We start from the raw sequence: 25,652 nt of genomic DNA on the forward strand, positions 1-25,652 counted from the left end.
GGCGGGTATGTCGTAGCGCGCGCCGCGGTCGTAGCCGCCGAGCCTGTCCGGGTGACACACCGGCAGATCATCGGCCGAAACCGGGCCCGGGGACTTCGGTGCGCGCGGTAGCCTGTTGGCAAGCGACTCCAGAAGAAGAGGCACTAACTTATGGGCGCCACAACGATTGCGCGACAATGCACTCTGTGTGAAGCACACTGCGGAATTCTGGTCAGCGTCGAAGACGATCGGGTCACGCGGATCGAAGGTAACCCCGACGATGTGCTGTCCAAGGGCTACATCTGCCCGAAGGCGACGGCGATGGGCGGGCTGCACCACGATCCCGATCGATTGCGCACGCCGGTGCGCCGGGTCGGTGACGGATTCGAACCGATCGGGTGGGACGAGGCGTTCCGGGAGATCGGCCGACGTCTGCGCCGCGTGCGCGCCGAACACGGAAACAGCGCCATCGGCATGTACCTCGGCAATCCCGCCGCGCACAGTTCGTCGGTGATCTACGGCGGCCTGCTGCGCATGGTGCTGCTGACCAAGAATTTCTACACCGCCTCCTCCATCGACCAGTTCCCGCAGGAATTCGTGGCGTGGCGGATGTTCGGATCGAATGTGCTGATGCCGGTCACCGATATCGACCGCACCCACCGCCTGGTGGTGCTCGGCGCGAATCCCGCGGTGTCGAACGGGTCGATCACGACCATGCCCGGCGCGAAACAGCGCATCAAGGATGTCCGAGGTCGGGGCGGGACCGTGGTGGTCATCGATCCCCGCCGCACCGAGACCGCGCGCCTGGCCGACGAACACGTCGCGGTCACGCCGGGCGGTGACCCCTACCTGCTGCTCGCGATGCTGCACGTGCTCGTCACCGAGAAATTGTGCGACGAGCGCAGGATCGCCGCCATGTGCTCGGGTTGGGGCGATATCAGGGCCCTGGTCGCGGGTTTCACACCGGAACAGGCGGCCCCGCACGCGGGCGTCGACGCCGACACGATCCGACGGCTGGCGCGCGACCACGCGGCCGCGCCGTCCGCGGTGATGTACGGCCGGATCGGGGTCTGCCAGACGGTGACCGGCACGCTCACCCACTGGCTCATCAACACCATCAACGCCGTCACCGGAAATCTCGACCGGCCGGGCGGGCAGATGTTCACCACGCCGCCGGTGGACGCGACACGCTTCGGCAAATACCTGCCGGTCGCGCACGGGGCCTGGACCGATGATTCGGGCACCTTCAAATCGTTCCGGTCGGAACTGCCGGTGGGGGCGCTCGCCGATCAGATCCTCGGCGACGGCGACACCAAGATCCGCGCGATGATCACCTACGCGGGCAATCCCGTGCTGTCGACACCTCAGCGCGGGCGACTCGCCTCGGCGCTGGACACGCTCGATTTCTATGTGGCCGTCGATATGTATGTCACCGAGACCAGCAGGCACGCCGACATCATCCTGCCGCCGATCTCACCCCTGGAACGCGAAGACCTCGACATTCTGATGCCGGTGTTCAGCGTGCGCAACAATCTGCGCTACAACCGACGGGTCTTCGAACCGCCCGCGGACGGCTTGGAGGACTGGGAGATCATGGCGCGGCTGGTGAGCGAGCTGCTGCCGCTGCCTGCTCGCGCGCTGACCACCCGGTTCGTGAACTCTCTGTTCGACAAAGTGAGTCCGCTGCGCCTGTCGGCGCTGGGGATCGCGGCCGGTCCGTACGGGGTACTGCGACGTGGGCCGTCCGGGCTCACGGTCGCCAAGGTGCGCGAGAGCGCGGGCGGCATCGATCTCGGACCGCTGCTGCCGAGGCTGCGCACGCTCATCGGCACCCGCGACCGCAAGGTGCGCTTGGCTCCCGAGGATTTCGTGACCGCCGCGGCGGCGCTCATCGAGTCGGCCGGCGACGAACCGGGCGCGGTCCACATCGCGGACGGATTCGACCTGAGACTGATCGGCCGCCGCCACCTGCGCAGCAACAATTCGTGGCTGCACAACCTTCCGTCCATGATGAAGGGCCGCCCACGCTGCACCGCGCTGATGCATTCCGGCGACGCCGCCGATCGCGGACTCGATGACGGCGCACCGGTGACCGTCACCTCGAAACACGGCGCGATCGTGGTGCCGCTGGAGATCAGCGACGACATCCGGCGCGGCACGGTGGCGATACCGCACGGGTGGGGTCACGCCGAACCCGGTGTCGGCTGGTCGGTGGCGGCGGCGCAGCCGGGCGCGAACGTCAATCTGTTGCACGATCCCGCGGCCGTGGACACTTTCTCCGGAAACGCGGCGGTCAACAGCACGTGGGTGGCGGTGAACGCCGCGCCGCCGCAGACCGCCTCCACGACCGTGACCGCGGTGTCGACGGTCGGGTGATCGTCACACCGTAGCCACGGTCACCCGGTAGGCGACACGGATCTCACGTCCGATATGCGCGCCGCCGAACAGATTCAGCCATTTGCTCGTGCCGCCGCGCGGATCGGGCAGGTAGGCGGCGCGTACCCATTCGACCCCGAACGGGTACGCCCCGGATGCGGCGGTGGCGGTGCCCGTCATCAATGACGCCTCGGCCCAGACGCGCGGCTCGTCGGCGTCACCGATGAGCGGTGGCGCGTCGGGCAGGGCGAACCCGAACGAGTCGGCGGGCGCACCCGAGGACTGGAACATGATGCCGGTCACGAACATGCGCACGGTTCCGCTGTACACCAGACAGTCCGGCGTCAACTGGAGAGGCAGGGCGGGCTGCAGTTCGAAACGGAACGCCATGTGCCGACTGTACGACGACCGGCGGCGATTGTCCGGACAAACAGCCGCGCCCTATGCCGAATAGCGCACGGGGGCACGGTAACTCGCGATTCACCGCACCCGTGTGCCGTGGAACTCCAGGATCGCCTGCAATGTCTGCTCCGCGGCCTCCAACTGGGGGTAGTGCCCGACCTCGGGCAGTTCGACCACGTCCGGGTCCGGGATCAGTTCGCGATACCGCTCGACCATGTGCGCGCCGGACACCGGATCGAGCGATCCGTCGATCAGGCGTAGCGGCACGGTCGTCTCACGCAGCGCGCCCACCCATCGCTCACGAAACTTCCTGCGTTCGGCCATGTACCGGATCAACTTGTGCCCGTTACGTTTTCCGTGCTTGCTGCACCAGAGAATCCAGAACTGGGCGAGTGCCTCGGCGTCGGGTTTGGTCTCCGGACCGAAAACCCCGGCCAGGCTGCGCGCGAAGGTGCGTTCGGAGCCGAGCACACCCACCAGCGGACCGGCCGGGCCCGCGAGCAGTCGTTGCACCGGGCGCGGACGATGTGTCTCCGGGAAGAGTCCGCCGTTGAGCAGGCAGACCGATTCGACGACGAGGGAATCGTCACCGTGGCCGCGGCGGTCGTCGGCGCGAGCGAGCAGTTCCTGCGCCACGGTGTCGCCGTAATCGTGCGCCAGGATGTGGTAGCGACCGATCCCGTGTTCGCGGAGCAACTGTTCGTGCAGGTCGGCCTGATCGGCGATGGTGTAGTCGTAGTTGCGGGGTTTGGCCGACCAGCCGAAGCCGATCATGTCGGCGGCGATCACCCGGGCGAATCGGGTGCACAGGCCCGGCCAGATCGCGTGCCAGTCCCAGGACGCGGTCGGGAAACCGTGGATACAGAGTAGGACGTCACCGTCGGTTCCGGTGCCGCCGTCACGCCAGAAGATCTGATGGCCGCGATGGGTGAATCGGCGTCCGGTAGCCCGCCAGGATGCGAATTCCTCCATTCTTGCCTCCTTGTATGTACCGACTTCGACTTGGTGTACCGATAAGCATCGCGCGCGCGTCCCCGCCGCCACAGCGGTTCGGGCGGACGCGGCGGATGTCGTTCAGTGGATCGAATTCGTCGGCGACGCACCCGCCGTTTGCCAGGCGCTGCCGGTCGCCGACTCGCGAAGATCATCGGCTCTGGAAGAATGCGACCGGTGCATGTCGCGATCGAGCTGGTTGCCCTTGTTGCCACGGCGACGGCCCTGGCAGCGCTCGCGCGGCGGTTCGGGATATCCGAACCGCTCGTGCTGACGCTCGCCGGGGTTGCCGCGTCGTATCTGCCGTTCGTCCCCGAGGTTCATCTCGATCCGGAGATAGTACTGCTCGGACTGCTGCCGCCGTTGCTTTATACGGCGGCGATCCGAACCTCGCTCGTCGATTTCCGTGCCGATATGCGCAATATCGCGCTGCTGTCGGTCGGATTGGTGTTGTTCAGCGCCTTCGCGGTCGGCGTCGTCGTGTGGTGGTTGCTTCCGGTGCCGTTCGCGGTCGCCGTCGCACTCGGCGCGGTGGTGGCCCCGCCCGACGCGGTCGCCGCGACGGCGGTGGCGCGACGGATCGGGATGCCGCGGCGGATCGTCACCCTGCTCGAGGGCGAATCGCTGTTCAACGACGCGACGGCGCTGGTGACGCTGCGTACCGCCATCGCGGCCGCGGCGGGCACCTACGAGATGTGGCGCGCCGGGCTCGACTTCCTGGTGGCCGCGGGTGGTGGCGCGGCTGTCGGTGTCGCGGTGGCCTATCTGCTCGCGCTGTTGCGGCGGCGGATCTCCGATCCGGTACTCGACACCACGCTGTCGTTCCTCGCGCCGTTCCTGGCGTATCTGCCCGCCGAGGAGTTGGGCGCGTCCGGTGTCATCGCGGTGGTCGTCTGCGGCATCATCCTCGGGCACAACGCCCCGGTCTGGCAGAGCGCGGCCTCGCGTATCGCCGAACGCACCAACTGGAACACCATCCAGTTCATCCTGGAGAGTTCGGTCTTCCTCATCATCGGCCTACAGGTGCGGGCGATCCTGGAGGGTGCGTGGTCCAGCGGGCTCGATCGCGGCACACTCGTCGTCACGGCGGTCGCGGTGCTGGCGACGGTCGTACTAGCCCGTCCGCTCTGGATATTCCCGTGGGCGCTGCTGTGGCGGGTGACCGGCAGCGACGACACACCGATGACCTATCCGGCGGTGGTGTCGTGGGCGGGGATGCGCGGTGTGGTCACGCTGGCGGCGGTCCTGCTGCTGCCCGAGGACACCCCGCAGCTTCCCGTCCTGAAGATGCTCGCCCTGGTCGTGGTCGCGGGAACGCTACTGCTACAGGGGACTTCGCTGCCGTGGCTGGTGCGATTGCTGAAATTGCGCGGTCCGAGCCGGGCCGAGGACGCGCTACAGAAGGCGAGTCTGCTCCAGCAGGCGGTGTCGGCGGGGCTGGCGGAACTGGATCGGCGGATCACCCCGGAGACACCGGAGGCGGTCGTCCTGTCGTTGCGCGAGCGTGTCACCTGGCAGACCAACGCCGCCTGGGAGCGGCTGGGCCGGTCCGAATCCGAACAGGTGACGCCGACCGCCGAATACCGTCGCCTGCGGTTGGCGATGTTGCGCGTCGAGCGGGAAACCGTACTGCGGGTGCGTGATTCGGGCACCCTCGACTACGAGATCCTGCAACATGTGCTGGCCAGGCTCGATCTGGAGGAATCCATGATCGACCGGTTCGACGAGGCCGAGGAGGAAACCGCCGAGACGCTGAGCGGGCCGGGCACGACGGAGAACTGCGAGCACCTGCTCGCCGCACCGATGTTCTTGCGCCAGGACGGACCGGACGAATGCGCCGAATGTCTGGCCGAGGGTCTGGTCTGGGTGCATCTGCGCATGTGCCTGACGTGCGGGCATATCGCCTGCTGCGATTCCTCGCCGGGAAATCACGCGACGGTGCATTACGGCTCCACCGCGCATCCGGTGATGCGCAGCGTGGAGCCCGGCGAAGCGTGGCGGTGGTGCTACGCAGACGAACTATTGGGCTGAACGGTTCGTAACCTGTTGTGCCACTTCGGTCGTCGTCCGGTCAGCGGCGCGCGTAGGAATAGATGAGCCTGGCGTATTGCGCGAGGAGTTGTTCCAACGACACGTCCTCGCCGCGCGCGGTGAGCTGCTGGTGGCCGACCAGCATCGCCATGCCAAGCGAGGTCACGACAGCGGTGGTCTCGTCGTCGCCGACGACGCCCTTGATCGCCTTGTGCACGGTGCGGCGACGGGATTCGTCGACTCGCTTGAGCGCCAGGCCGACCGACTCGTCGTTGCCCGCCCACGCCCTGATGGCGGCCTCGGCCGCGTGATGCAGGCCCGAGGCCAGATCCGACATCGCGCGGATGTCGTCGTCGGGGTTGCCCTGGTTGAACCGCAGCGTGCGCAGGATCAGCACCTGGCGGTTCTCCCAGTGCTCGAGCAGTGCGTCGACGAAACCCTGCCAGCTGCCGAAGTGGTGGTAGAACGACCCGCTGGTGACGCCGAGTCTGCGGCACAGCACCCCGATATTGAGGCCCTTGAAGCCGAGTTCGGCCAGCACCGCCAGTGCGGTGTCGAAGTACTGCTCCTTGGTGACCACTCGTGACATTCGGGTGCCGTTCTGTGCGTGCGGACGGGGGGCAGAGGCCCGAACAGTACCCCATCGTACTGTCCGCGTATTCACACATAACGAAATCGATGGTGCGCCTCTTCGAGCCGCCGAGTTAGCTGTTACCGAATGAAATATCCAGCGCCAGTAGACAAGAGGAGTCGATTTTTATAACAGAGCAACTGCTCTGTTATAGTCGTGCCATGCCCCGCCCCCGGATCCACGACCCCCGCGCCGTCCTCGACGCCGCGGAGTCGATCGCCGCGCGATCCGGACCCGCCGCCGTCACGATTCGCGCCGTCGCCCAGGCCACCGGCATGTCCAACGGCGCGCTCTACCACAACTTCGGATCACGGGCGGAAGTACTGGGCCACACCTGGTTACGCGCCGCGCGGCGCTTTCTCGCCGTGCAGACGGAACTGGTCGAGCCGGACGATGCCGCCGCGCCTTCCGGGCGGCGGCACCCCGCCGATTCACCCGACGCCGCCGTCGAGGCGATCGTCGCCGCGGCGCTGGCACCGGCGGTGTTCACCGAGCGATTCCCGGATTCGTCCCGCCTGCTGCTCACGGTGTCGCGGGAGCAGTTGCTCGACGAGGAACTACCCGAGGCGCTCGCCGCCGAACTCGCCGACGCCGACAAGGCGCTGGTGCGACTACTGGTCCGATTGGCGCGCCGACTGTGGGGGCGCGGTGACCGGCGCGCCGTCGCGGTCGTCACCACCTGCGTGGTCGACCTGCCCACCGCGATCCTGCTGCGTCGCGAACGCCTGGCCGACCCGTTCGCCCTCGAACAACTCGGCGCCGCCGTGCGTGCCGTACTCGCCGTCGGACCTCCGCCCCGATCCTGAACGACCAGTCCCCCATCGACTTTCGCCCACGACACACAGGAGTGCACATGACCGGCCTCGATTACCACGACAAGATCGCCGTCCTCGACCTCGGCGCCGACGAGAACCGTTTCTCGCCGGATTTCCTCGACGAGGTGAACGCCCATCTCGACACCGTCCTCGCCGACGGAGCCACGGGCCTGGTGACGACCGCGAGCGGCAAGTTCTACTCCAACGGACTCGACCTGGACTGGCTCGGCGCCAACGCGGACCGCACCTCCTGGTACGTGGGCCGGGTGCAGGCGCTGTTCGCCCGCGTTCTCACCCTGCCGATCCCGACCGCGGCGGCCCTTCCCGGCCACGCGTTCGGCGCGGGCGCGATGCTGGCCATCGCCCACGACTACCGGGTGATGCGCGCCGACCGCGGCTACTTCTGCTTTCCCGAGGTCGACATCCACATCCCGTTCACCCCGGGAATGGCCGCGCTCGTGCAGGCCAAGCTGTCACCGAAGACGGCCGTCGCGTCCATGACGACCGGTCGCCGCTTCGGTGGCGCCGACGCCTCCGCGGTCGACATCGTCGACGCTACGGCCGGTGAGGGCGAGGTCACCACCGCGGCCATCGCGATGCTCGCGCCGTTGGGCGCGAAGGACCAGGCCACACTCGGCGCGATCAAGAACACGATGTTCGCGTCGGCGGCGGCGGCATTGACCGCCGATTCCTAGCCGCGCGAACAACTGCTCGGGCGCGTCGTGTCATTCCGGGGAATCTCCCGGTGTCGAGGTGAGGTGGGTGTCGAAGAAGTCGAAGATGCGACGCCAGGCATCCCTGGTCGCGTCCTCGTCGTGGCCGATTCCCGCCACCCGGAGCAGTCGATCACCGGGAAAGACGTTCGCGAATCCGTGCGTCACGCCGGGATAGGTCTTGATGTCGTGGGCGACGCCCTGCGCGGTGAGCACGGCATCGAGGCGGTCCGCGGCCCCGATCAACGACGGATCGAGCGCGGCGTAACTGGCCACCACCGGGCAGGAGCCCTCCAGTAGTTCGCGGTAGTCGCCGTACAGACCGGGATAGAACGGGGCCGAGGCGTCGAAACCGCGCGGCGCGGTCAGCAGCGCGAATCCACCGCCGAGGCAGAATCCGATGACGGCGGTGCGTCCGGTGCACTGCGGATCGGCGACGAGATGGTCGCGAGCACGCAGGATATCGCGGACCGGCGCACCGGAGCCGGTGAACATCAGGGCACGCACGATCGCCCGGATACAGCGAACATGTCCGCGCGAGAACAGATTCGGCGCCACCGCGAGATAGCCGTAGTCGGCGAGCATCTCGACGGTGCCGCGGACATCCGCGTTCGGCCCCAAGGCGTCGTGCAGCACGACCACGCCCGGCCAGGGACCGTCACCGGTCGGGCGCGCCACGATCGCTTCGATGGGTCCGTCGGGCGCGTCGAGCACGATGGTGTTCATATCCCCCGAACCTATTGGACTGTCTCAGACGTGTACAGCGCGACATACCCGATTCGGTGCGGCGGAAAATGCTTTGTCCCGGGGCCGGACCGGCCGTAACGTCTTGGGGGTTTGTCCACCGACCGAAAGGATCGATACAGCATGGAACCCGTCACCGAACGCGACATCAGGTCGTCGTTCGTCAACTGCTCGAAGGGGGACGCGAAGCGACTACCGGTGCCGAGGGATCTCGACGATCGTCCCTGGGACGACCTCGATTTCCTCGGCTGGAGCGATCCCTCGCTACCCGGCCGCTGCTATCTGGTCACCCCGAACGACGAGGGACTCGTCGGCGTCGCGTTGCGCTACGAAACAGGCGGCTCGGGCCGCACCCAGATGTGCGCGATCTGCCTGACCAGCCACACCGGCGGCGGTGTGTCGCTGCTCACCGCGGCCAAGGCGGGCGAATCCGGGCGGCGCGGCAATTCGATCGGCACCTACATGTGTACCGATCTGGCCTGTTCGCTCTACGCCCGCGGGATCAAGAAGCCCGCGCTGGGCAACCGCTATCGCGAGGATCTGACGCCGGAGGCCAAGATCGATCGCGTCGTCGTGAATCTGAACGCCTTCCTCACGCGCCTCTACGCCTGAGCCACCCCGCGGCCACGCCGCCCACCCGAACGGAGGTAGATGCCATGTGCCGACACTCAGCGACGGGGCAGAGCCCGCACCCCGGGCCACGAAATTCCCGGGGTGCCACCGGCTCCTCGTCGGTCGAGAAGGCCCGGTCGTACCGGACCCTCTCGTGCGCCGAGGATCACCCGAACGGATTTCCGCGTACACGAGAGCAATTCGCGCCGGCCCGTGCGGGTCACAAGTGGTCCGCGTCGATGATCGCCCGGGCGAACTGGCGTGGGGCCTCCTGCGGGACGTTGTGTCCGATGCCGTCCAGGACGCGGTGTTCGTATTCTCCGGTGAACTTGTCACGGTAGGTCTTGCCGTCTCGGGCGGCGCCGTCGAAGTCGCTGGCCAGGGTGATCGCCGGAACGGAGATGGCGGGTCCCGTCGCGAGCAGGCGCTCGTAGGCGTCGTATCGAGGTTCACCCGGTGCGAGGGTCAAGCGCCATCGGTAGTTGGAGATGACGACGTCGACGTGGTCCGGATTGTCGAAGGCCGCGGCACTGCGGTCATAGGTGGCATCGTCGAAATTCCACCGGGGCGAAGCACGGTTCCAGATGAGCCTGTTGAACTCGTACCGGTTGCGGGTGTAGCCGAGGCGGCCCCGTTCGGTGGCGAAATAGTACTGATACCACCAGCCGAGTTCGGCTTCCGGCGACAGTGGTTGCCGCTGCGCCACCTGCTCGGTGACGATATATCCGCTCACCGCGACGATCGCCTTGCAGCGCTGCGGCCACAATGCCGCGATGATGTCGACAGCTCTTGCGCCCCAATCGAATCCACCGAGCACGGCGCTGTCGATGCGCAATGCGTCCATGAAAGCGACGATGTCGCGGGCGATCGCCGACTGCTGACCGTTGCGGACGGCCAGCGGCGACAGAAAAGTGGTCGGGCCGTAGCCGCGCAGGAACGGGACGAGCACCCTGTACCCGGCGTCTGCCAGCAGCGGGCCCACCTCGGCGTAGCTGTGCGGGTCGTAGGGCCAGCCGTGCAGCAGGATGACGGGCCGCCCGGTGGCGGGACCGAATTCGGCGTAACCGACGTCGAGCACACCGGCCTCGATCTGCTTGATCGGACCGAGGGTCGCGAAGGCTGGTGTCATCGACATGGTTGGCATCCTTGGAAGCTGAGTGTTCGGCGCGCGAGCAGGGTCGGGTCAGCAACTAGGACAGGTCATCTCGATGAAATGTGACATCGCCCCGCGTGGCCTCTTCGGACAGGCGAGGCACGCGGCGGAGGTCGCCGAGCGCGACATCGGCAGCCGCGCTGTCTTCGGTGTCGCGACCGGCCCGGTCGAAGGTGGCGGTGCCAGTGCGCAGCCGGTCGGCCCGATCGAGCAGGTAGCGCTGTTCGGGCAGGCTCGTGGTCCGTCGCGCGGCGGCGAGGTAGGTGTCGTAGGCGCGGGAGTTGTCGCCGCTCAACTCCAGCAGGTGCGCGCGGACCGCGTACAGGCGATGATGTCCGGCCATCCGGGCGTCGGTGTCCAAACCGTCCAGCAGTTCCAGACCGGCGTGCGGGCCGTCCGTCATCGCGACGGCCACGGCGTGGTTGAGCGTCACCATCGGGTTCGGCGCGATGCGGCCGAGGATTCCGTAGAGCGTGCGGATCTGCTTCCAGTCGGTGTCCTCGGCGCGCGGCGCCTCGACGTGCAGCGCCGCGATCGCGGCCTGGAGTTGGTACGGTCCGAGCGCCGAGCGCCGCATGGCGTCGGTGACCAGCGCCACGCCTTCCTCGATCGCCTCGGTGTCCCAGTGGGAGCGATCCTGTTCGGCGAGCGGGATCAGACCGCCGTCGGCGTCGACGCGTGCCTGTCGGCGTGCGTCGGTCATCAGCATCAACGCGAGGAGGCCCGCCACCTCGCCGTCGTCGGGGAGTGCGTGGTGCACCGCGCGGGTGAGTCGGATCGCCTCGGAGGTCAGGTCGTCGCGCCGCAGATCGGGGCCGGAACTCGCGGTGTAGCCCTCGTTGAAGATCAGATACAGCACGTGCAGGACGGCGCCCAACCGTTCGGCGTATTCCTCACCCTCGGGCATCCGGAAGCTCGACCCCGCGGCCCGAATCCGCTGTTTGGCGCGACTGATCCGCGGTCCCATCGTCGCCTCCGGCACGAGGAAGGCACGCGCTATCTCGGCGGTTCCGAGTCCACCGACCGCGCGCAGGGTGAGCGCGATCCGCGACGCTTCGGTCAACGTCGGATGGCAACACAGGAACAGCAGGGTCAGCGTGTCGTCGCGGTCGCCGGGACCGGTTTCGTCGGGTGGTGGGGCGAGAAGCGCTTCCGGGCCGTCGCGGACGGCGGCGACCTCCTCGCGTCGGCGACGCGCTTGTTCACTGCGGACGTGGTCGACCACTCGGCGGGAGGCGACCGTGACCAGCCAGGCCCGCGGGTCCTCGGGCGTCCCGTCGACCGGCCACTGCTTCACGGCCGCCACCAGCGCTTCCTGGACGGCGTCCTCGCAGGTGTCGAACGCGTCGTATCGACGCAGCAGCGCCCCGAGGACCCGCGGCGCCAGCTCGCGCAGCAGGATTCCCAGATCCTCGGGGGCCACCGTCACATCTCCCAGCCCGCGGCGCTCATCAGCGGCCGTATCTCCACCGCGTGCAGTCGCGTCGCCGGATGCGAGGCGGCCAGTTCCACCGCACGCGCGAGATCCTCGCAGCCGAGCACGTAGCAGCTCGTCGCGTAGGTCGCCCCGACGTACGGTCCGTCGGAGACGAGCAGAGCGCCGTCGCGGGATCGGACGACCGTGTTCGTCGACGGGTCGGCGAACACGTGTGCGTCGACCAGTTCGCCCGACCTCGCCACCGTGGCGGCGAACTCCTCGTCGTCGGCGGCACGGACGCGGTGCGGCACGGCCGGTGCGTCCGGGTCCACCGCGTCCAGGTACACGTTCAGCAAGAACTTCACGGCATGTCCAGATCGGCCCGATCACTGGAGAAGACCACCTGGCGCACCTCTATGCCGAGTCCTTCCACCGCGGCGTCCGGGATCATCCCGGCCAGTTCCAGCGCGCGCTCCCGGCTCTCGCACTCGACCAGGTAATAGCCGCCCAGGTGCTCCTTGGCCTCCAGGTAGGGGCCGTCGGTCACCGTCCGCGCACCGTTCCTGACGCCGACAACGACAGTGTCGGAGATATCGGCCAACGCGGCGGTGCCGAGCATCTCCCCGGACTCCTTGATGGTGTCCATGAACGCGCCGTGCCCGCTCATGACCTCCTGGCGCTCGGCGTCTGTGAGCGCGTCCCAGATCAGCGGATTCATATGCATGATCAGCATGAACTTCATCGTGTCTCTTCCCTTGCCGATGCGGTGCCCCGACGGCCCCGCTCACCGATGAGTCGTAGCGGCCGCATCGATCTTGACATCCGCCTCGAATTCGATCGGCGCAAGTTTCGCGGGTTCGTTCCGACCTCGATAGGGGCGACGCTCAGGACGCCCACATCCCACCGAAGCGGAGAATCACGATGAACGTTCCGAGAATTGGTATCGGCCTGCCGACTTTCGGCCCGCACGCCGGTCCCGACGCGATCACCCTGGTGGCCCGCGCGGCAGAGCGCTTCGGCTATCACGCCGTGTCGGTCAGCGAACGGCTTCTCATGCCGGTGTCGCCGACCACGGCACTCAAGGACGGCCTGCCCGAATCGCACGTGTGGGATCCGTTGGAGGCCCTGACGTGGGCCGCCGCGCACACCGACCGGATCCGCGTGATGTCCGGAGTCGTGAACTCGATCTTCCAGCCACCGATCGTGCTCGCGCGCAGACTCGCCACCCTCGATCGTCTGTCCCGAGGTCGACTCGACGCCGGTATCGGACAGGGCGGCGGAGGCACGGCCGACTCGTCCTGGATGATCCCGGAAGAATTCGAGGCGGCGGGTGTTCCGCTCGATCGCCGCGGTGCCGGGTTCGTCGAGCACGTCGCGGCGATGCGCGCCTGCTGGCGCAGCGACCCGGTGGAGTTCGACGGCGCGTATTACCGCATTCCGAACGCCGCGGTCGGCCCCAAACCGTGGGCGGACACGATCCCGCTGTATTTCGGCGCGATGGTCCGCTCGACGATCGAACGGGCGGCGACCCTCGCGGACGGATTCGTCACCGTCGCGCTGGACTGGGACGAGACCCGCACCAGAGTCGGCTGGTATCGGGACGCGGGAGGTAGCGGAACCGTCGTCGTCAACACCTTCCAGCTCTACCCCGGCGGTGAACCCGACAGCCCGACCATGTTCATCGACGCCGTACTCGCGGACCTCGACCGGGCCGCGAAGATCGGGGCCGACGACATGCACATCACGCTCAACCTGGCCTCCGTTCATCCGGAACGCCAGGTGGAACTGCTGGGTGCACTCGCGGACACGCTCGGTCGGGGAACACAGGGGCCGCCGTCGGACTCCACGCCTGTGACGCGCGCCGGAAAGCCCGCAGGCTGAGGGAGACCTTCTTCGAGCGAACTCCGATGCTATACGGGCCATTTCACGTCGTCGGGGGTCTTGTCGATCCGTATCCCGCGCCAGCTCGGGTGACGTAGGCCGTCGCGGCTCGCTTCCCGGTACTCGATATCGGCGACGATACTCGGGGTCACCCAATGCGCGACGCGGGCAACGGGTTTCGGTGGATCGATATCGAAGGGACTGTCGGATCGAGCGAGCCGGTCCAGGCGCGCTTGCAGGGTGCGGCGATCCGACATCGTCCACCCGGTGCCGACATTCCCGATATGCACGAGTCGCCCGGCATCGTCGTGGGCTCCGAGGACGACCGAGCCGAAGGTCGTCGATAACCGTCCGGAACCTGGCAGCCAGCCCGCCACGATGGCCTCCGTGGTGCGCCGCAGGGCGGTCTTTATCCACGCGGGCGATCGAGTGCCGGGACGGTACACGGAGGTGACGAGTTTGCTGACGATACCTTCCAGGCCGTGTTCGCCTGCCGTGGCGAGCATGGTCGCGGCGTCGACATCCGACCAGAACGGCGGGGTACGCACCCGGGGACCGGACAGTCCGAGGGTGTCGAGGTGTTCGCGACGTGCCAGATACGGCGATCCCATCACCGGATCCCCGTCGATCTCGAGCACATCGAAGGCCAGGTATTCCACGGGAAACTCGCGCAGCAGATCGGGTTTCGGATCAGCGACGTGCATCCGCCGCTGCAATCGCGCGAACGACGGCGCGCCGGTGCTGCGGTCGGGTGCGACGATCTCGCCGTCGGCCAGCACATCGCGTCCGCCGAGCACCGATCCCAGCGCCGCGACCAGTTCCGGAAATGATCCGCTGATATCGCGCCCGTTCCTGCCGTAGAACCGACAGCCTCCCCGGGCGGATCGCATGATCGCCCTGATGCCGTCCCATTTCAGTTCGATCGCCCATCGACCGGGGTCGTCGGGCGGCCGCCCAGCGGTCGCCAGCATCGGAGCCGGCACAGACACCACACCCACGAGCGTATCCACAGCAAACTTTACTGTCCGCATTTCCGGCTTTGCCACATTCTGCCGCGCTGAATGCAGAGAGAACACATCAGGCCATTTCACACCCGATTATCGGCTCACATCCGGCGCGCTCGGATACCGGAACATCGAAGGAAGACGGGATCGAATCCCGCGACAGAGGGGTATTCCGCACTCATTTGGTTACCGGTATTGCCTGTGCGGCCCGGCCGAACGCACCCCGGAACGCGATTTCCCGCCCGGGGCGTCTCACATAGGCTGGCCGGGCCATGCTCACTCTTCTCCTGGCCCTCGCGGGCTTCGCCTTCCTCGACTCCCTCGATGTGCTGTTGGTAGGAGTGACGACCGCGGTCGTGGCCGACAGCAGACTGGCGAGACGGTCACCGATACCGGGCGGAGCCAGTTTCCTCGGCGGGGTGTTCGCGGTCACCACGACCTTCGGGCTGTGCACGGTACTCGGCATCACCTTCCTCACCGATCTCGTGGATTTCGAACTCACACCGACACTGCGGTACTGGGGTGAACTGGTCATCGGCCTGACCCTGATCGGGCTCGCGTGTGTGCGGGTCACGGCGAACGCCGAACCGCCCGCCTGGGCCAAGGAAGTACGGCGACGGCCGTGGGTGCTCGGATTGATGGGCGTGGCGATCGGGCTGGCGCAGGCTCCGACGGCGGTCCCCTACCTGGCCGCACTCGCGATGATTTCGGCCAGGCATCCCCCGCTGTGGCCGCTGATCATCGTCGTCTACTGCGCGCTGGCCCTGGTACCACCACTGCTGGTACTGCTGCTGTCGGTGCGCCGGTCACCGCGCGCGCGGCGCGTCTATCGCGGCGTCGTCCGGTTCTTCAGTCGTTTCGGTCCGCTGTCGGTCCGCATCCTGTTCGCGCTCTTGGGACTGGGGCTGATCATCGATGTCATCCGGCATGCCGGTCGGCTGTGGTGACGGGACGGTCGCCGCGCGGATCCGGGAGGCGAAGCCGCCGCAGTGACACGGCGTTGAGGGCGACGATCACGCTCGACCCCGACATGGCCATGGCCGCGATCTCCGGGCGCAAGGTGAGTCCGAACGCGTGGCGCGTCGGCGAGCACGACGATCGCGGCGGCGACACCGTCCACCGCGACCAGCACGGCCGTATGTCCACCGTCGGCGCGGCGGTCGTATTCGGCGGTGAGCGCGGTGACGTCGACGCCCTCCCGATCGAGCAGACGCCGGTTGCCGACCGCGACGCGGCGACCGTCGACCGTGGCGATCGCACCGTGGCCGGGCACATTCTCGAATGCCGTCGCTGAGTACTCCCCCGCGCCGGAACTCTCGGCGTGCCGCACGATGGCCGATGCCAGCGGATGTTCCAGTGGGTACCGAGTTCGGAGCTGGATGGTGACCGGTTTCGCTACCCGGACCGTCGCCGCGGTCCGGGTCGGTGTGTTCGGGATCAGAGGCGGATGCCCAGGAGCGCGTCCACCGCGGTGGCGATCGCCCGGGGGGCGTCGGTATCGGGGCCGCCGTATTCGAGTGCCTGCTGGGCCCAGTTGTCCACGGCGGCAAGCGCCTTGGGGGTGTCCAGATCGTCGGCGAGGTGTTGGCGCAGCCGGGCGACGGTGTCGGCGGCCGCGGGTCCGGTGGGTAACGTCGAAGCGCGACACCAGAGGTCGAGGCGGCGCTCGGCGTCGGCGAGCACCTCGTCGGTCCACATCCGGTCCTGCCGGTAGTGGCCCGCGAACAGTCCCAGGCGGATCGCGTCGGGGTCGGTGCCCGCGCGGCGCAGCTTGGAGACGAACACCAGATTGCCCTTGGATTTGGACATCTTCTCGCCGTCGAGCCCGATGAGTCCGGCGTGTACGTAGTGGCGTGCGAAGCGGCGTCCGGTCTCCAGCGCTTCGGCGTGCGCGGCCGAGTATTCGTGATGCGGGTAGATCAGATCGCTGCCGCCGCCCTGGATGTCGAATCCGGTGGAGATCCGGTTCAGGGCGATCGCCGCGCATTCGATATGCCAACCGGGCCTGCCCGCGCCGAAGGGGGCGGGCCACGACGGCTCGTCCGGGCGGGCCGCGCGCCACAGCAGGGCGTCGATGGTGTCGTGTTTGCCGGGGCGGTCGGGGTCGCCGCCGCGCTCGGCGAACAGTCGTTCCATGGTGGCCCGGTCGTAACCGGACTCGTAGCCGAACTGCTCGTTGGCATCGACGCGGAAGTAGATATCCGGGTATTCGGTGTCGTCGACGATGTACGCGGCGCCCGAGGCGAGCAATTTCTCGACCAGTTCGACGACCTCGTCCACCGATTCGACCGCGCCGATGTACTCGCGCGGTGGGATGACCCGCAGTGCCGACATGTCCTCACGGAACAGATCGATCTCGCGGGCGCCCAGGTCGCGCCAGTCGATGCCGTCGCGGGCGGCGCGTTCGAACAGCGGATCGTCCACGTCGGTCACGTTCTGCACGTAGTGCACATCGTGGCCCGCGTCGCGCCAGAGGCGGTTGACCAGATCGAAGGCGAGGTAGGTGGCGGCGTGCCCGAGGTGCGTGGCGTCGTACGGGGTGATCCCGCAGACGTACATCGTGGCCGTCGGGCCGGGGGTGACCGGGCGAACCTGCCGGTCGGCGGTGTCGTACAACCGCAAGGGCGGACCTGTTCCGGGAACGGACGGGAGGGCGGTATCGGACCAGGACTGCATGATTCGAGGGTAAAGGTGTGGTCGCGGTCATCACCTGCCGCCCCGGCCCGGACGTGCCGACGCACCCGCGGAACGTCGGCGCGGACCTGCGTGAATGCGCCATGTTTCCGGGATGTCAACTGTTGAGGTCCCGAGGAACCGAAAATCGCGGGACCTGCGGAAATTGTCGACCGACCGGTCCGAAATCTGCCCGGCACGACGCGAAACGGATGCCACCAAATTGCCGCAGACCCGGGCCACTCGCAACCCTTCGGAGGGTGACCCGCGCCACGCGAGGGTATCGGGTCGGAGACCGCGCCGATACCCCGGGGTCGCACAGCGGACTCCGATACGGAGCCGGTCGGCTTCCTGCGCTTCGCGGGCGAACGGGTACGCCCACCGCTGGACCGAACGGCAGTCCGCGCATGCGTGCACAGACTGCCGCGATTCAGAAAGCGGGCCAGGGTATCGGGCGGGCGCTGTGCGGCAACGGCATCGTGCGGTGTTCGAGCAGATCCTCGGTGCGCGCGACGAGGGCGTCGATCTCGGCGTCGGTGATATGCGGTGACAGCGCGTCCGCGACCGGGCCGGGCAGGATCTCGGCGAAGGTCTCGATATCGGCGAGCAATCCGTCCGGCACCGTGGCGCCCGCCCATCCCCACAGCACGGTGCGCAGTTTGTCCTCGGTGTGCAGGCAGATACCGTGGTCGACCCCGTAGACCTGTCCGTCGCGGCCCTCGAGCGCGTGACCGCCCTTGCGGTCGGCGTTGTTGATCAGGACGTCGAGCACCGCCATCCGCTGTAGTCGCGGGTCGTCGGCGTGGATGAGCGAGACCTCCTCGCCCGCGCCGTCCAGTGCACGCAGCACTTCGGTGAAACCCTCGGGGACAGCGCCGGGAGCGCACAGGTCGACCAGGTCGAGCCGGTCGCCGCGGTCGGTGTGGTTGTCCGCCGATTCGATCCAGCGCTGCACCATGCCCGGCCCGTACGGGCCGTCACGCAGGATCGTCTCCGGGATGACCTCCCAGCCCAGCGCGTCGGAGACCAGGTAGGAGCCCACTTCGCGACCCGCGAGCGTGCCGTCGGGGAAATCCCAGAGCGGGCGTTCGCCGCGCACCGGTTTGTACACCACGCGCAGCGGTCCGGAATCCGCGCCGTCGTCGATATCGCAGACCAGCGTGACGTTACTGGCGACGTTGACCCGTCCGATCACCGTCATCTCCCCGGTACGCAGCCGCGCCCCGTCGACGGCGCCCGCCCGGTCGCTTCGCTCCTGCTCGACGGCCACGCACTACTCCTCTAGCTCGGCCGTGCCGAAGATCTCGCCGCGCTTGTACCCGTTGGTGCGCACACACATGTGTCCCCGCGACGACAGCGGTTCACCGCACAGCGGGCACGGCGGACGTCCGGCCGCGATCACGCGGGTCGAGCGCAGCGCGAATTCCCGTGCCTGGATGGGGGTCAGGAAGACCCGTACCGCGTCCGGTCCTTCTTCGGTGTCGTCGAGCACGACCGATTCGTCGACCTCGGTCTCGGTGATGGCGAGCAGTTCCACCACCACCGCGCCCGCGTCGGCGTCCCAGCCCAGGCCCATGGTGCCGACCCGGAATTCGGCGTCGATCGGCGTGACCAACGGGTCGACGTCGCTGACGTCCTCGGCCTGCGGCGGCACGGTGGCACCGAAACGGCGCGCGACCTCGTCCAGGAGCAGACCCATCCGGTCGGCGAGTACCTTCACCTGCTGCTTCTCCAGCAGCACGCTCACCACCCTCGGCTCCTGCACGGCTTGGAGATAGAACGCGCGATCGCCCGGCTCACCGACGGTCCCGGCGACGAAACGATCGGGGGTGCGAAATACATGGATTTCTCGTGCCATCTGCACCTCCTGATACGTGACCCTGATCGACTACCCACGGCGCCCGGTGTTCCCACACGCCACTCATACGTTGAGAAGCAATCTCATTGCTTCGCATTCCCATTATCCGCACCGGAGTCGCCGCTTATCTCTCCGCCGGGAACCGGGCCGCTCGTCGCGGCGGGTGCCGAACCGCCGTGACGTTCCGGTGGAGCCAGCGCGCTCAGATCCGCCCCGGTGTCGTTGAGCCGCCACACATAGGGGGCGGTCGGCGTGTAGCGGATCACACTGATCGACGCGGGTTCGACCACGATGCGCTGGAATCCGTCGAGATGGATCCCGAACGCGTCGGCGAGCACGGACTTGATCACGTCACCGTGCGTGCAGGCCACCCACAGCACGTCACGGCCGTGTTTCTCGGCGTAGGCGCGCTCACGTTCGCGGATCGCGGCCACCGCGCGGGACTGCACCTGCGCCAAACCCTCCCCGTTGGGGAACACCGCGCCGGAGGCGTGTTGCTGCACGACCTTCCACAGCGGTTCGGTGAGCAGATCCGCGATCGGCTTGCCGGTCCAGTCGCCGTAGTCGACTTCGATGATGCGGTCGTCGTACTCCGGTTCCAGCCCGAACTTCTCGGCGAGCGGCCCGACTGTTCGCTGACAGCGCAACAGCGGTGAGTGCACGATGTACTCGATCGGCAGCCCCGCGAGACGTTCGGCCACAGCCCGTGCCTGCTCGCTGCCTCGCTCGGTCAGTTCGACCCCGGCGCTGCGACCTGCGAGAGTGCGGGCGGTGTTCGATGTGGACACGCCGTGCCGCAGCAGGATCACCGTCATCGGTACAGCCTAATCGGCGCGGCGGGGTGCGGTCGGATCGCCGTGGCGGTACTCACGTCGCCGACACCACCCCGCCCGCGAGCAGACCCATGATGATCAAGCCGAGCACGATTCGGTAAGCGCCGAACCAGTTCAGCGAATACCGCGCTACGAACTTCAGCAGCCATGCCACCGACGCGTAGCCGACCGCGAAGGCCACCAGCGTCGCGACCAGCAACTGCGCGCCACTGGCGTTGAGACCCTCACCTGCGGGTTCGAAGGCGTCGGGCAGACTGAACAGACCCGAAGCCGTCACCGCCGGGATCGCGAGCAGGAACGAGAACCGCACCGCCGCTTCGCGTTCGAGCCCGAGGAAAAGGCCCGCCGAGGAGGTGGCGCCGGAGCGGGATACCCCCGGTATGAGTGCCAGGCACTGGGCCAGACCCATGACGAGGCCGTCGCGGGTGGTCAACTGCTCGATCGGGCGGTTCTTGCGGCCGTAGTACTCGGCGGCCGCGATCACCAGCGCGAAGGCGATGAGCATGAACGACACCAGCCACAGATTGCGCGCGCCGGTGCGGATCTGATCCTTGAACACGAATCCGATGACGCCGATCGGAATGGTCGCGATGATGACGTACCAGCCGATGCGGTAGTCGAGTTCGCGCTGCGAATCCTCGTCGTTGCGGAAGTCGGCCGCGTAATCGCCGGTGATGACGGGCAATTTCCGCGTCGGCTGCTCCGACAGCGGCACGGTCTGTCCCGACCGTTCCCGCAGCCGCATGGCAATGGTGCTGAACCAGGCGCGCACGATCCGCGCGATGTCCTTGGCGAAGTACACCAGGACCGCCGCTTCGGTGCCGAGCTGGGTGACGGCGGTGAAGGACGCGCCCGCGTCGTCGCCGAAGAACACCGCCGACACGATGCGCAGATGCGCGGAGGAGGACACCGGGAGAAATTCGGTGAGGCCCTGGACCAGGCCAAGTATCAGCGCCTGTACCCAGGTCATCGACTCGCCCACTGGTCTCCTCCGTTCCGCGCGGTACTCGGCCGCTCGCGGCCCGCCTCGCACCTGTTCTACCCGGTGCCCGAAATATCTGTTCCGAGTAAGCAATTGGTCAACCGTGTGATCGAGCCGGTGTGAGCACCGGCGCAATCCCGCAGCGACAGTACATGCCGGAGCTGCCCATCCGCCCCCCGGGCGTGTCCTCGGATCCGGCGGCCGCGAATACCCCGCGAATATCGGTCGACGGCCGCGCGACCGTCATCGATGCGCGCACCACCCGATATCGGCGCGTCGCGACGCGCCCACCGTCACCGCGGTCGGGGACGACTCGGTAAAACCGCTGCTCACACTGTGGCTCACCGCCGAACCCTGCCGAGAGTCCCGGTTTCCTCGGCCCGCCGCGCGACAGGAGACGGACTTCGGGGTGCGCCGCGCATTACTCTTGGCGCCGTGACGAATGCGCGGACACGGTGATGGAACAGCGGACGGTCGGTTGCAGCGGCCTTCGGGTGTCCCGGATCGGACTGGCGACCCACACCTGGGGTTCGCAGACGGATTCCGACGACGCCGCCGGACAATTGGTCGCGTTCGCGGAAGCGGGCGGCACCCTGGTCGAGACCTCACCCGCCTACTCCGGCGGTATCGCGCAACGAATACTCGCCGATCTGTTCGGCGATGTGATCGGCCGCGACGAATTCGTCCTCAGCGGCAGCGCCGGAGTGGTCGCGCAGATCGACGCGCCCCTGGTCGAGTTGGAATCGGGGGTGCCGACCCCCGAGACCACGCGACCGACGATCGACGCCTCGCGCCGGACCCTGCTGCGTCAATTGGACCGGACCCTGCTCGACCTCGGCACCGACCACCTCGATATCTGGACCGTCGCCGCCTGGGATCCGCGCACCCCGCTCGACGAGATCGCCGCGACCCTCGACTACGCCGTGCGGTCCGGGCGGGTCCGCTACGCGGGCGTCAGCGGATTCGGCGCGTGGCAGTTGGCGAGCCTGGCGGCGATCGCGCCGGTCGTCGTCGCGCAGACCGCGTACTCGCTGCTGGCCAGGGAGGCGGAGGACGATTTCGTTCCGGCCGCGCGCCACCACGGTGTCGGCGTCATAGCGACCGCGCCGCTGTCCGGCGGCATCCTGACCGGCAAATACCGCAACGGTGTTCCCGCCGATTCGCGCGGCGCGGACGAGGCGACCGCCGCCGAGATCCGGCTGCGGCTCGACGATCGCGCCACCCGGGTGGTCGACGCGCTGGTCACCGCGGCCGACGGTCTCGGCACGTCCCCGCTCGCGGTGGCACTCGCCTGGATCCGGGACCGGGTCGGCATCGCGAGCATGTTCGTCGGCGCCCGCGATATCGGACAGCTGACCGGGGTGATGGCCGCCGAGACCCTGGAGCTGCCAAGGGCCATCGCGGCGGCACTGGACGACGTGAGCGCACGCGCGGAATGACGCGGATTAGGCTTGCCTACATGAGTGCGAGTCCAGGAGTTCCGTTCGTCCCGGCGCGGGGCACCCGCAGCGCCCGATCCGGCCTGCCGAGGTCGGTCGTCGCGGTACTCGCACTGGTCCTGCTCATCGGTTCCGCGGCCTGTGGCACCGACAGTTCGGCGACCGGTTCCGGGCAGGCCGGTCCGACCACCGCCGTGATCCAGAATCAGGATCCGGTACCGATCGGACCGGCGCCGACGCCGACCCTGCCCGCGACGGTGCGTTCCTTCGACGGCGGGGAAGTCACCGTCACCTCCGCCGATCGCATCATCGCGGCAGACCGCTACGGCACCCTCGCGCAGACCGTGTGGGCGTTGGGGCTCGGTCCGAAACTCGTCGGCCGCAGCACCGCCGCCGCCTTCCCCGCCGTGGCGCAGGTGCCCAACGTCACCGGCGGCAACGGCTCGCTGAATGTGGAATCCGTGCTGGCGCTGCGGCCGACGGTATTCCTCACCGACACGACCAGTGCGGCGCCCGCTGTCCGCGAACAGTTGAAGGCCGCCGGTGTGACGGTGGTCTACTTCGATCCGCAGCGAACCATGGAGGGTGTCGTCCCGCAGATCCAGGCCGTGGCGGGCGCCCTCGGTGTGCCCGCGGCCGGACAGGCGCTGGCTCAGCGCACGACCGAAGAGATCGCCGCGGCGAGCGCGGCGGTGCCCGAGCAGGACACACCCCCCAACATCGCCTTCCTCTACCTGCGCAGTACCGCCATCACGATGATCGCCGGACCGGGTTCGGGCGCCGATGCCCTGATCGCCGCACTCGGGGCGAACGACGCGGGCACCGCCGCCGGACTGAAGGAGCCGTTCACCGCGATCACCTCCGAGGCGATGATCAGCGCCGCGCCCGACGTCCTGCTCGTCATGTCCGACGGGCTCACCTCGGTCGGCGGTATCGACGGACTCGAGAAGGTCCCCGGGATCGCGCAGACCCCGGCGGGCCGCAACAGGCGGGTCATCGATATGGCCGACTCGGTCCTGCTCAGCTTCGGTCCGAATACCGGCCGCGTCGTCGCCGCGCTCAGCGACGCCGTGTACGGCGCCCGCCCCGCATGATCGAAGCCGCTTCAGCGGGACCCGATCGCGGTAGCCGGGTCGGCGAGACCCCGCGGCCCGACGCCGCAGCGGTGTCGACGACCGTCACGACCGACCGCGATCCCGAACCCGCGGCAGCTCCCCCGAAATCCCGGGGTCGGTCCCGCGTCACGATCGTCTTCGCGGTATCGGTGACCACCCTGGTGCTGCTGGCGCTGGCCTCGGCCGCGATCGGTCAGGTGCCGACGACACCGCTCGAGGTCGCGGGCAGTGTGCTGCACCGCATCGGGCTGGACTGGGGTCCGATGCCCGCCCATCCCGCGGGCGAGGTGACGCTCTGGGAGGTCAGGTTCCCGCGTGTCGTGCTCGCGATGCTGGTCGGCGCGGCCCTGGCCACCGCGGGCGCGCTGCTCCAGGGCGTCTTCGCGAATCCGCTGGCCGAACCGGGAGTGATCGGCGTCTCGGCCGGAGCCGCGGTCGGCGCGGGCACGGTCATCGTGGTCGGCGGCGCGTTCGTCGCGGCCTGGTCGGTGGCGGCGGCGGCCTTCGTCGCCGGACTGATCACCACCGCGCTCGTCTACGCGCTGTCACGCTCGGGCGGACGGACCGAAGTGGTGACCCTGGTCCTCACCGGTGTCGCGATCAACGCGTTCGCGGGCGGGCTGATCGCGTTCCTGTTGTTCGTCGCCACCCCCGCGGCACGCGATCAGATCGTGTTCTGGCAGCTGGGCAGTCTCAACGGCGCCACCTGGCAGGCGGTGGGCGTGGTCACGCCGCTGGCCTTCGCCGGGGTGGCCGCCGCGATCCTCGTCGCACCCAGGCTCGACCTGCTCGCGCTCGGCGAATCGGCCGCCCGTCATCTCGGCGTCGACGTGGAACGGCTGCGCCGCAATGTGATCGTCATCGTCGCGGTCCTGACCACGGCGGGCGTCGCGTTCACCGGGATCATCCTGTTCGTCGGGCTGATCGTGCCGCACGTGGTCCGGATGCTGGTCGGACCGGCACATCGGGTGCTCATCCCACTCAGCGCGATACTGGGCGCGGTCGTGCTGCTCGCCGCCGATGTGGCCGCCCGATCCCTGGTCGACAACGCGGATCTGCCGCTGGGCATGCTGACCTCGCTGATCGGCGGCCCGTTCTTCTTCTGGCTGCTGCGCCGGACCAGGGCACGCGCGGGAGGCTGGGCGTGAGCGTGCTCAGAGGGAGCCTCGGCGTATTCGGCCGGGTGCACGAGCTGCCGACGGCACCGGCACCGGGCACGGTGACACTGCGCTCGGCCGGGGTCAGCGTCGATCGGCGCGCGGAATCGCGGACGCGGCGGGTACTCGACACCGTGGATTTCGAGGTGGTCGCCGGGCAGGTGGTGGCGCTCGTCGGGCCCAACGGCGCGGGCAAATCGACGCTACTGGCCGCGCTCGCCGGTGAACTCGCACCCACCGAGGGTGTCGTGGAACTCGACGGGCGAGGGCTCGATCGGTGGACGCCGCTGGATATGGCGCGCCGACGCGCGGTGCTGCCGCAGAGTCACACCGTCGGATTCCCTTTCACCGCCCGCGAAGTCGTCGCGATGGGCAGGGCGCCGTGGGCACGCACCGAACGCGACGCGCACGACGACGAACAGATCCGCGCGGCGCTGGCCGCCGCCGATGTCGAACATCTCGCGGCGCGGGCGTTTCCGACGCTGTCCGGTGGTGAGCGGGCCCGTGTCGCGCTGGCGCGCGTACTCGCCCAGGACACCGCGACACTGCTGCTCGACGAACCGACCGCCGCGCTCGATCTCGGCCACCAGGAGTCGGTGCTGCGCCTGGCGTCGGCCAGGGCCGCGGCGGGTGCCGCGGTCGTCGTGGTGTTGCACGATCTCGGTATCGCGGCCGCCTACGCCGACCGCGTCGCCGTCCTCGAATCGGGCCGCGTCGCGGCCGACGGTCCGCCGCGCGAAGTGCTCACCACCGAACTGCTCACCCGCGTCTATCAGCATCCGGTCGAAGTCATCGACCACCCGGTGACGGGCGCTCAGCTCGTCCTTCCGGTACGGCGCTGAGG

At 68.3% G+C, this 25,652-nt stretch carries 25 protein-coding genes and 1 pseudogene; 12 read left to right on the top strand and 14 right to left on the bottom strand.

What is annotated here, in order from left to right; all coding sequences use genetic code 11:
* Positions 1-150: 150 nt before the first annotated feature.
* On the top strand, positions 151-2,355 hold the full coding sequence (locus tag JZ792_RS16465) for a molybdopterin-dependent oxidoreductase (protein WP_216911344.1): 2,205 nt from the start codon (positions 151-153) through the stop codon (positions 2,353-2,355).
* Positions 2,356-2,358: 3 nt separating this feature from the next.
* Here JZ792_RS16465 and JZ792_RS16470 read toward each other — a convergent pair whose 3' ends face one another.
* Positions 2,359-2,745 (bottom strand): hypothetical protein, encoded by a 387-nt coding sequence (locus tag JZ792_RS16470; RefSeq protein ID WP_216911345.1) that lies wholly within the window; start codon positions 2,743-2,745, stop codon positions 2,359-2,361.
* Positions 2,746-2,835: 90 nt separating this feature from the next.
* A complete protein-coding gene (locus JZ792_RS16475; RefSeq protein ID WP_216911346.1) occupies positions 2,836-3,729 on the bottom strand; it encodes an alpha/beta fold hydrolase in 894 nt (297 codons plus the stop codon).
* Between the two features lie 189 nt (positions 3,730-3,918).
* On the opposite strand from JZ792_RS16475, the gene JZ792_RS16480 reads away from it, so the two are divergent.
* Complete coding sequence (locus JZ792_RS16480; RefSeq protein ID WP_216911347.1) at positions 3,919-5,781, top strand: Na+/H+ antiporter; 1,863 nt, start codon at positions 3,919-3,921, stop codon at positions 5,779-5,781.
* A 40-nt stretch (positions 5,782-5,821) separates the two neighbouring features.
* Here the strand turns inward: JZ792_RS16480 and JZ792_RS16485 are convergent, their stop codons facing one another.
* On the bottom strand, positions 5,822-6,370 hold the full coding sequence (locus tag JZ792_RS16485) for a TetR/AcrR family transcriptional regulator (protein WP_216911348.1): 549 nt from the start codon (positions 6,368-6,370) through the stop codon (positions 5,822-5,824).
* A 203-nt stretch (positions 6,371-6,573) separates the two neighbouring features.
* Between JZ792_RS16485 and JZ792_RS16490 the strand changes: the two genes are divergently transcribed.
* Positions 6,574-7,218, top strand: coding sequence for a TetR/AcrR family transcriptional regulator (locus JZ792_RS16490; RefSeq protein WP_216911349.1), 645 nt, complete (start codon positions 6,574-6,576; stop codon positions 7,216-7,218).
* Between the two features lie 47 nt (positions 7,219-7,265).
* Positions 7,266-7,922: an enoyl-CoA hydratase-related protein gene (locus JZ792_RS16495; protein WP_216911350.1), complete on the top strand. Its 657-nt coding sequence runs from the start codon at positions 7,266-7,268 to the stop codon at positions 7,920-7,922.
* Positions 7,923-7,952: 30 nt separating this feature from the next.
* Here JZ792_RS16495 and JZ792_RS16500 read toward each other — a convergent pair whose 3' ends face one another.
* The gene (locus JZ792_RS16500) at positions 7,953-8,666 is read right to left on the bottom strand and encodes a dienelactone hydrolase family protein (protein ID WP_216911351.1); all 714 of its coding nucleotides are present in this window, start codon (positions 8,664-8,666) and stop codon (positions 7,953-7,955) included.
* A 141-nt stretch (positions 8,667-8,807) separates the two neighbouring features.
* Here JZ792_RS16500 and JZ792_RS16505 point away from each other — a divergent pair, with 141 nt between their 5' ends.
* Positions 8,808-9,296 (top strand): FBP domain-containing protein, encoded by a 489-nt coding sequence (locus tag JZ792_RS16505; RefSeq protein ID WP_216911352.1) that lies wholly within the window; start codon positions 8,808-8,810, stop codon positions 9,294-9,296.
* A gap of 220 nt (positions 9,297-9,516) precedes the next feature.
* Here JZ792_RS16505 and JZ792_RS16510 read toward each other — a convergent pair.
* From JZ792_RS16510 to JZ792_RS16525, 4 genes and pseudogenes are all read right to left on the bottom strand, one after another.
* Positions 9,517-10,476 (bottom strand): annotated as a pseudogene (locus tag JZ792_RS16510) (alpha/beta fold hydrolase); the annotation flags it as partial.
* Between the two features lie 10 nt (positions 10,477-10,486).
* The gene (locus JZ792_RS16515; protein WP_438804337.1) at positions 10,487-11,878 is read right to left on the bottom strand and encodes an RNA polymerase sigma factor; all 1,392 of its coding nucleotides are present in this window, start codon (positions 11,876-11,878) and stop codon (positions 10,487-10,489) included.
* Complete coding sequence (locus tag JZ792_RS16520) at positions 11,875-12,231, bottom strand: YciI family protein (protein WP_216911354.1); 357 nt, start codon at positions 12,229-12,231, stop codon at positions 11,875-11,877. The genes JZ792_RS16515 and JZ792_RS16520 overlap by 4 nt, the downstream gene beginning before the upstream one ends.
* Complete coding sequence (locus tag JZ792_RS16525) at positions 12,228-12,608, bottom strand: YciI family protein (protein ID WP_216911355.1); 381 nt, start codon at positions 12,606-12,608, stop codon at positions 12,228-12,230. Before JZ792_RS16525 ends, JZ792_RS16520 begins: the two co-directional genes overlap by 4 nt.
* 179 nt (positions 12,609-12,787) lie before the next feature.
* Between JZ792_RS16525 and JZ792_RS16530 the strand changes: the two genes are divergently transcribed.
* Positions 12,788-13,747, top strand: a complete 960-nt coding sequence (locus tag JZ792_RS16530; protein WP_216911356.1) for a TIGR03619 family F420-dependent LLM class oxidoreductase — start codon at positions 12,788-12,790, stop codon at positions 13,745-13,747.
* A gap of 29 nt (positions 13,748-13,776) precedes the next feature.
* On the opposite strand, the gene JZ792_RS16535 is transcribed toward JZ792_RS16530, so the two are convergent.
* Positions 13,777-14,718, bottom strand: coding sequence for an ATP-dependent DNA ligase (locus JZ792_RS16535; RefSeq protein WP_216911402.1), 942 nt, complete (start codon positions 14,716-14,718; stop codon positions 13,777-13,779).
* A gap of 305 nt (positions 14,719-15,023) precedes the next feature.
* Between JZ792_RS16535 and JZ792_RS16540 the strand changes: the two genes are divergently transcribed.
* Positions 15,024-15,698, top strand: coding sequence for a GAP family protein (locus JZ792_RS16540; RefSeq protein WP_216911357.1), 675 nt, complete (start codon positions 15,024-15,026; stop codon positions 15,696-15,698).
* A 53-nt stretch (positions 15,699-15,751) separates the two neighbouring features.
* Entirely contained in the window at positions 15,752-16,045 is a 294-nt protein-coding gene (locus JZ792_RS16545) for a hypothetical protein (RefSeq protein ID WP_216911358.1), read from the top strand.
* Between the two features lie 143 nt (positions 16,046-16,188).
* Here the strand turns inward: JZ792_RS16545 and mshC are convergent, their stop codons facing one another.
* The 5 genes from mshC to JZ792_RS16570 all read right to left on the bottom strand — a co-directional run bounded on the left by mshC (position 16,189) and on the right by JZ792_RS16570 (position 21,085).
* On the bottom strand, positions 16,189-17,427 hold the full coding sequence (mshC, locus tag JZ792_RS16550; RefSeq protein WP_216911359.1) for a cysteine--1-D-myo-inosityl 2-amino-2-deoxy-alpha-D-glucopyranoside ligase: 1,239 nt from the start codon (positions 17,425-17,427) through the stop codon (positions 16,189-16,191).
* A 427-nt stretch (positions 17,428-17,854) separates the two neighbouring features.
* Positions 17,855-18,694, bottom strand: coding sequence for an SCO1664 family protein (locus JZ792_RS16555; RefSeq protein WP_438804338.1), 840 nt, complete (start codon positions 18,692-18,694; stop codon positions 17,855-17,857).
* Positions 18,695-18,697: 3 nt separating this feature from the next.
* Positions 18,698-19,282: a DUF3090 domain-containing protein gene (locus JZ792_RS16560; RefSeq protein WP_109525945.1), complete on the bottom strand. Its 585-nt coding sequence runs from the start codon at positions 19,280-19,282 to the stop codon at positions 18,698-18,700.
* Positions 19,283-19,365: 83 nt separating this feature from the next.
* Positions 19,366-20,097, bottom strand: coding sequence for a histidine phosphatase family protein (locus JZ792_RS16565; RefSeq protein ID WP_216911360.1), 732 nt, complete (start codon positions 20,095-20,097; stop codon positions 19,366-19,368).
* A 52-nt stretch (positions 20,098-20,149) separates the two neighbouring features.
* Positions 20,150-21,085: an undecaprenyl-diphosphate phosphatase gene (locus tag JZ792_RS16570; RefSeq protein ID WP_216911361.1), complete on the bottom strand. Its 936-nt coding sequence runs from the start codon at positions 21,083-21,085 to the stop codon at positions 20,150-20,152.
* A 470-nt stretch (positions 21,086-21,555) separates the two neighbouring features.
* Between JZ792_RS16570 and JZ792_RS16575 the strand changes: the two genes are divergently transcribed.
* From JZ792_RS16575 to JZ792_RS16590, 4 genes are read left to right on the top strand one after another with little or no spacing between them, the layout of a single operon-like run.
* A complete protein-coding gene (locus JZ792_RS16575) occupies positions 21,556-22,536 on the top strand; it encodes an aldo/keto reductase (protein ID WP_216911362.1) in 981 nt (326 codons plus the stop codon).
* 20 nt (positions 22,537-22,556) lie between these two features.
* The gene (locus JZ792_RS16580) at positions 22,557-23,630 is read left to right on the top strand and encodes a heme/hemin ABC transporter substrate-binding protein (RefSeq protein ID WP_216911363.1); all 1,074 of its coding nucleotides are present in this window, start codon (positions 22,557-22,559) and stop codon (positions 23,628-23,630) included.
* Positions 23,627-24,799 (top strand): FecCD family ABC transporter permease, encoded by a 1,173-nt coding sequence (locus JZ792_RS16585; RefSeq protein WP_254189922.1) that lies wholly within the window; start codon positions 23,627-23,629, stop codon positions 24,797-24,799. The genes JZ792_RS16580 and JZ792_RS16585 overlap by 4 nt, the downstream gene beginning before the upstream one ends.
* Positions 24,790-25,650: a heme ABC transporter ATP-binding protein gene (locus tag JZ792_RS16590; RefSeq protein ID WP_216911404.1), complete on the top strand. Its 861-nt coding sequence runs from the start codon at positions 24,790-24,792 to the stop codon at positions 25,648-25,650. Before JZ792_RS16585 ends, JZ792_RS16590 begins: the two co-directional genes overlap by 10 nt.
* The last annotated feature ends 2 nt before the right edge of the window (positions 25,651-25,652 follow it).

This window comes from Nocardia noduli (assembly GCF_019038455.1).
In the GTDB taxonomy this organism is placed as follows: domain Bacteria; phylum Actinomycetota; class Actinomycetes; order Mycobacteriales; family Mycobacteriaceae; genus Nocardia; species Nocardia noduli.

Bases quoted from the DNA above. Each gene is read 5' to 3' on its own strand.
- JZ792_RS16465 (WP_216911344.1), top strand. From the start codon at position 151: ATGGGCGCCACAACGATTGCGCGACAATGCACTCTGTGTGAAGCACAC.
- JZ792_RS16470 (WP_216911345.1), bottom strand. From the start codon at position 2,745: ATGGCGTTCCGTTTCGAACTGCAGCCCGCCCTGCCTCTCCAGTTGACG.
- JZ792_RS16475 (WP_216911346.1), bottom strand. From the start codon at position 3,729: ATGGAGGAATTCGCATCCTGGCGGGCTACCGGACGCCGATTCACCCAT.
- JZ792_RS16480 (WP_216911347.1), top strand. From the start codon at position 3,919: ATGCGACCGGTGCATGTCGCGATCGAGCTGGTTGCCCTTGTTGCCACG.
- JZ792_RS16485 (WP_216911348.1), bottom strand. From the start codon at position 6,370: ATGTCACGAGTGGTCACCAAGGAGCAGTACTTCGACACCGCACTGGCG.
- JZ792_RS16490 (WP_216911349.1), top strand. From the start codon at position 6,574: ATGCCCCGCCCCCGGATCCACGACCCCCGCGCCGTCCTCGACGCCGCG.
- JZ792_RS16495 (WP_216911350.1), top strand. From the start codon at position 7,266: ATGACCGGCCTCGATTACCACGACAAGATCGCCGTCCTCGACCTCGGC.
- JZ792_RS16500 (WP_216911351.1), bottom strand. From the start codon at position 8,666: ATGAACACCATCGTGCTCGACGCGCCCGACGGACCCATCGAAGCGATC.
- JZ792_RS16505 (WP_216911352.1), top strand. From the start codon at position 8,808: ATGGAACCCGTCACCGAACGCGACATCAGGTCGTCGTTCGTCAACTGC.
- JZ792_RS16525 (WP_216911355.1), bottom strand. From the start codon at position 12,608: ATGAAGTTCATGCTGATCATGCATATGAATCCGCTGATCTGGGACGCG.
- JZ792_RS16530 (WP_216911356.1), top strand. From the start codon at position 12,788: ATGAACGTTCCGAGAATTGGTATCGGCCTGCCGACTTTCGGCCCGCAC.
- JZ792_RS16535 (WP_216911402.1), bottom strand. From the start codon at position 14,718: ATGCTGGCGACCGCTGGGCGGCCGCCCGACGACCCCGGTCGATGGGCG.
- JZ792_RS16540 (WP_216911357.1), top strand. From the start codon at position 15,024: ATGCTCACTCTTCTCCTGGCCCTCGCGGGCTTCGCCTTCCTCGACTCC.
- mshC (WP_216911359.1), bottom strand. From the start codon at position 17,427: ATGCAGTCCTGGTCCGATACCGCCCTCCCGTCCGTTCCCGGAACAGGT.
- JZ792_RS16560 (WP_109525945.1), bottom strand. From the start codon at position 19,282: ATGGCACGAGAAATCCATGTATTTCGCACCCCCGATCGTTTCGTCGCC.
- JZ792_RS16565 (WP_216911360.1), bottom strand. From the start codon at position 20,097: ATGACGGTGATCCTGCTGCGGCACGGCGTGTCCACATCGAACACCGCC.
- JZ792_RS16570 (WP_216911361.1), bottom strand. From the start codon at position 21,085: ATGACCTGGGTACAGGCGCTGATACTTGGCCTGGTCCAGGGCCTCACC.
- JZ792_RS16575 (WP_216911362.1), top strand. From the start codon at position 21,556: ATGGAACAGCGGACGGTCGGTTGCAGCGGCCTTCGGGTGTCCCGGATC.
- JZ792_RS16580 (WP_216911363.1), top strand. From the start codon at position 22,557: ATGAGTGCGAGTCCAGGAGTTCCGTTCGTCCCGGCGCGGGGCACCCGC.
- JZ792_RS16585 (WP_254189922.1), top strand. From the start codon at position 23,627: ATGATCGAAGCCGCTTCAGCGGGACCCGATCGCGGTAGCCGGGTCGGC.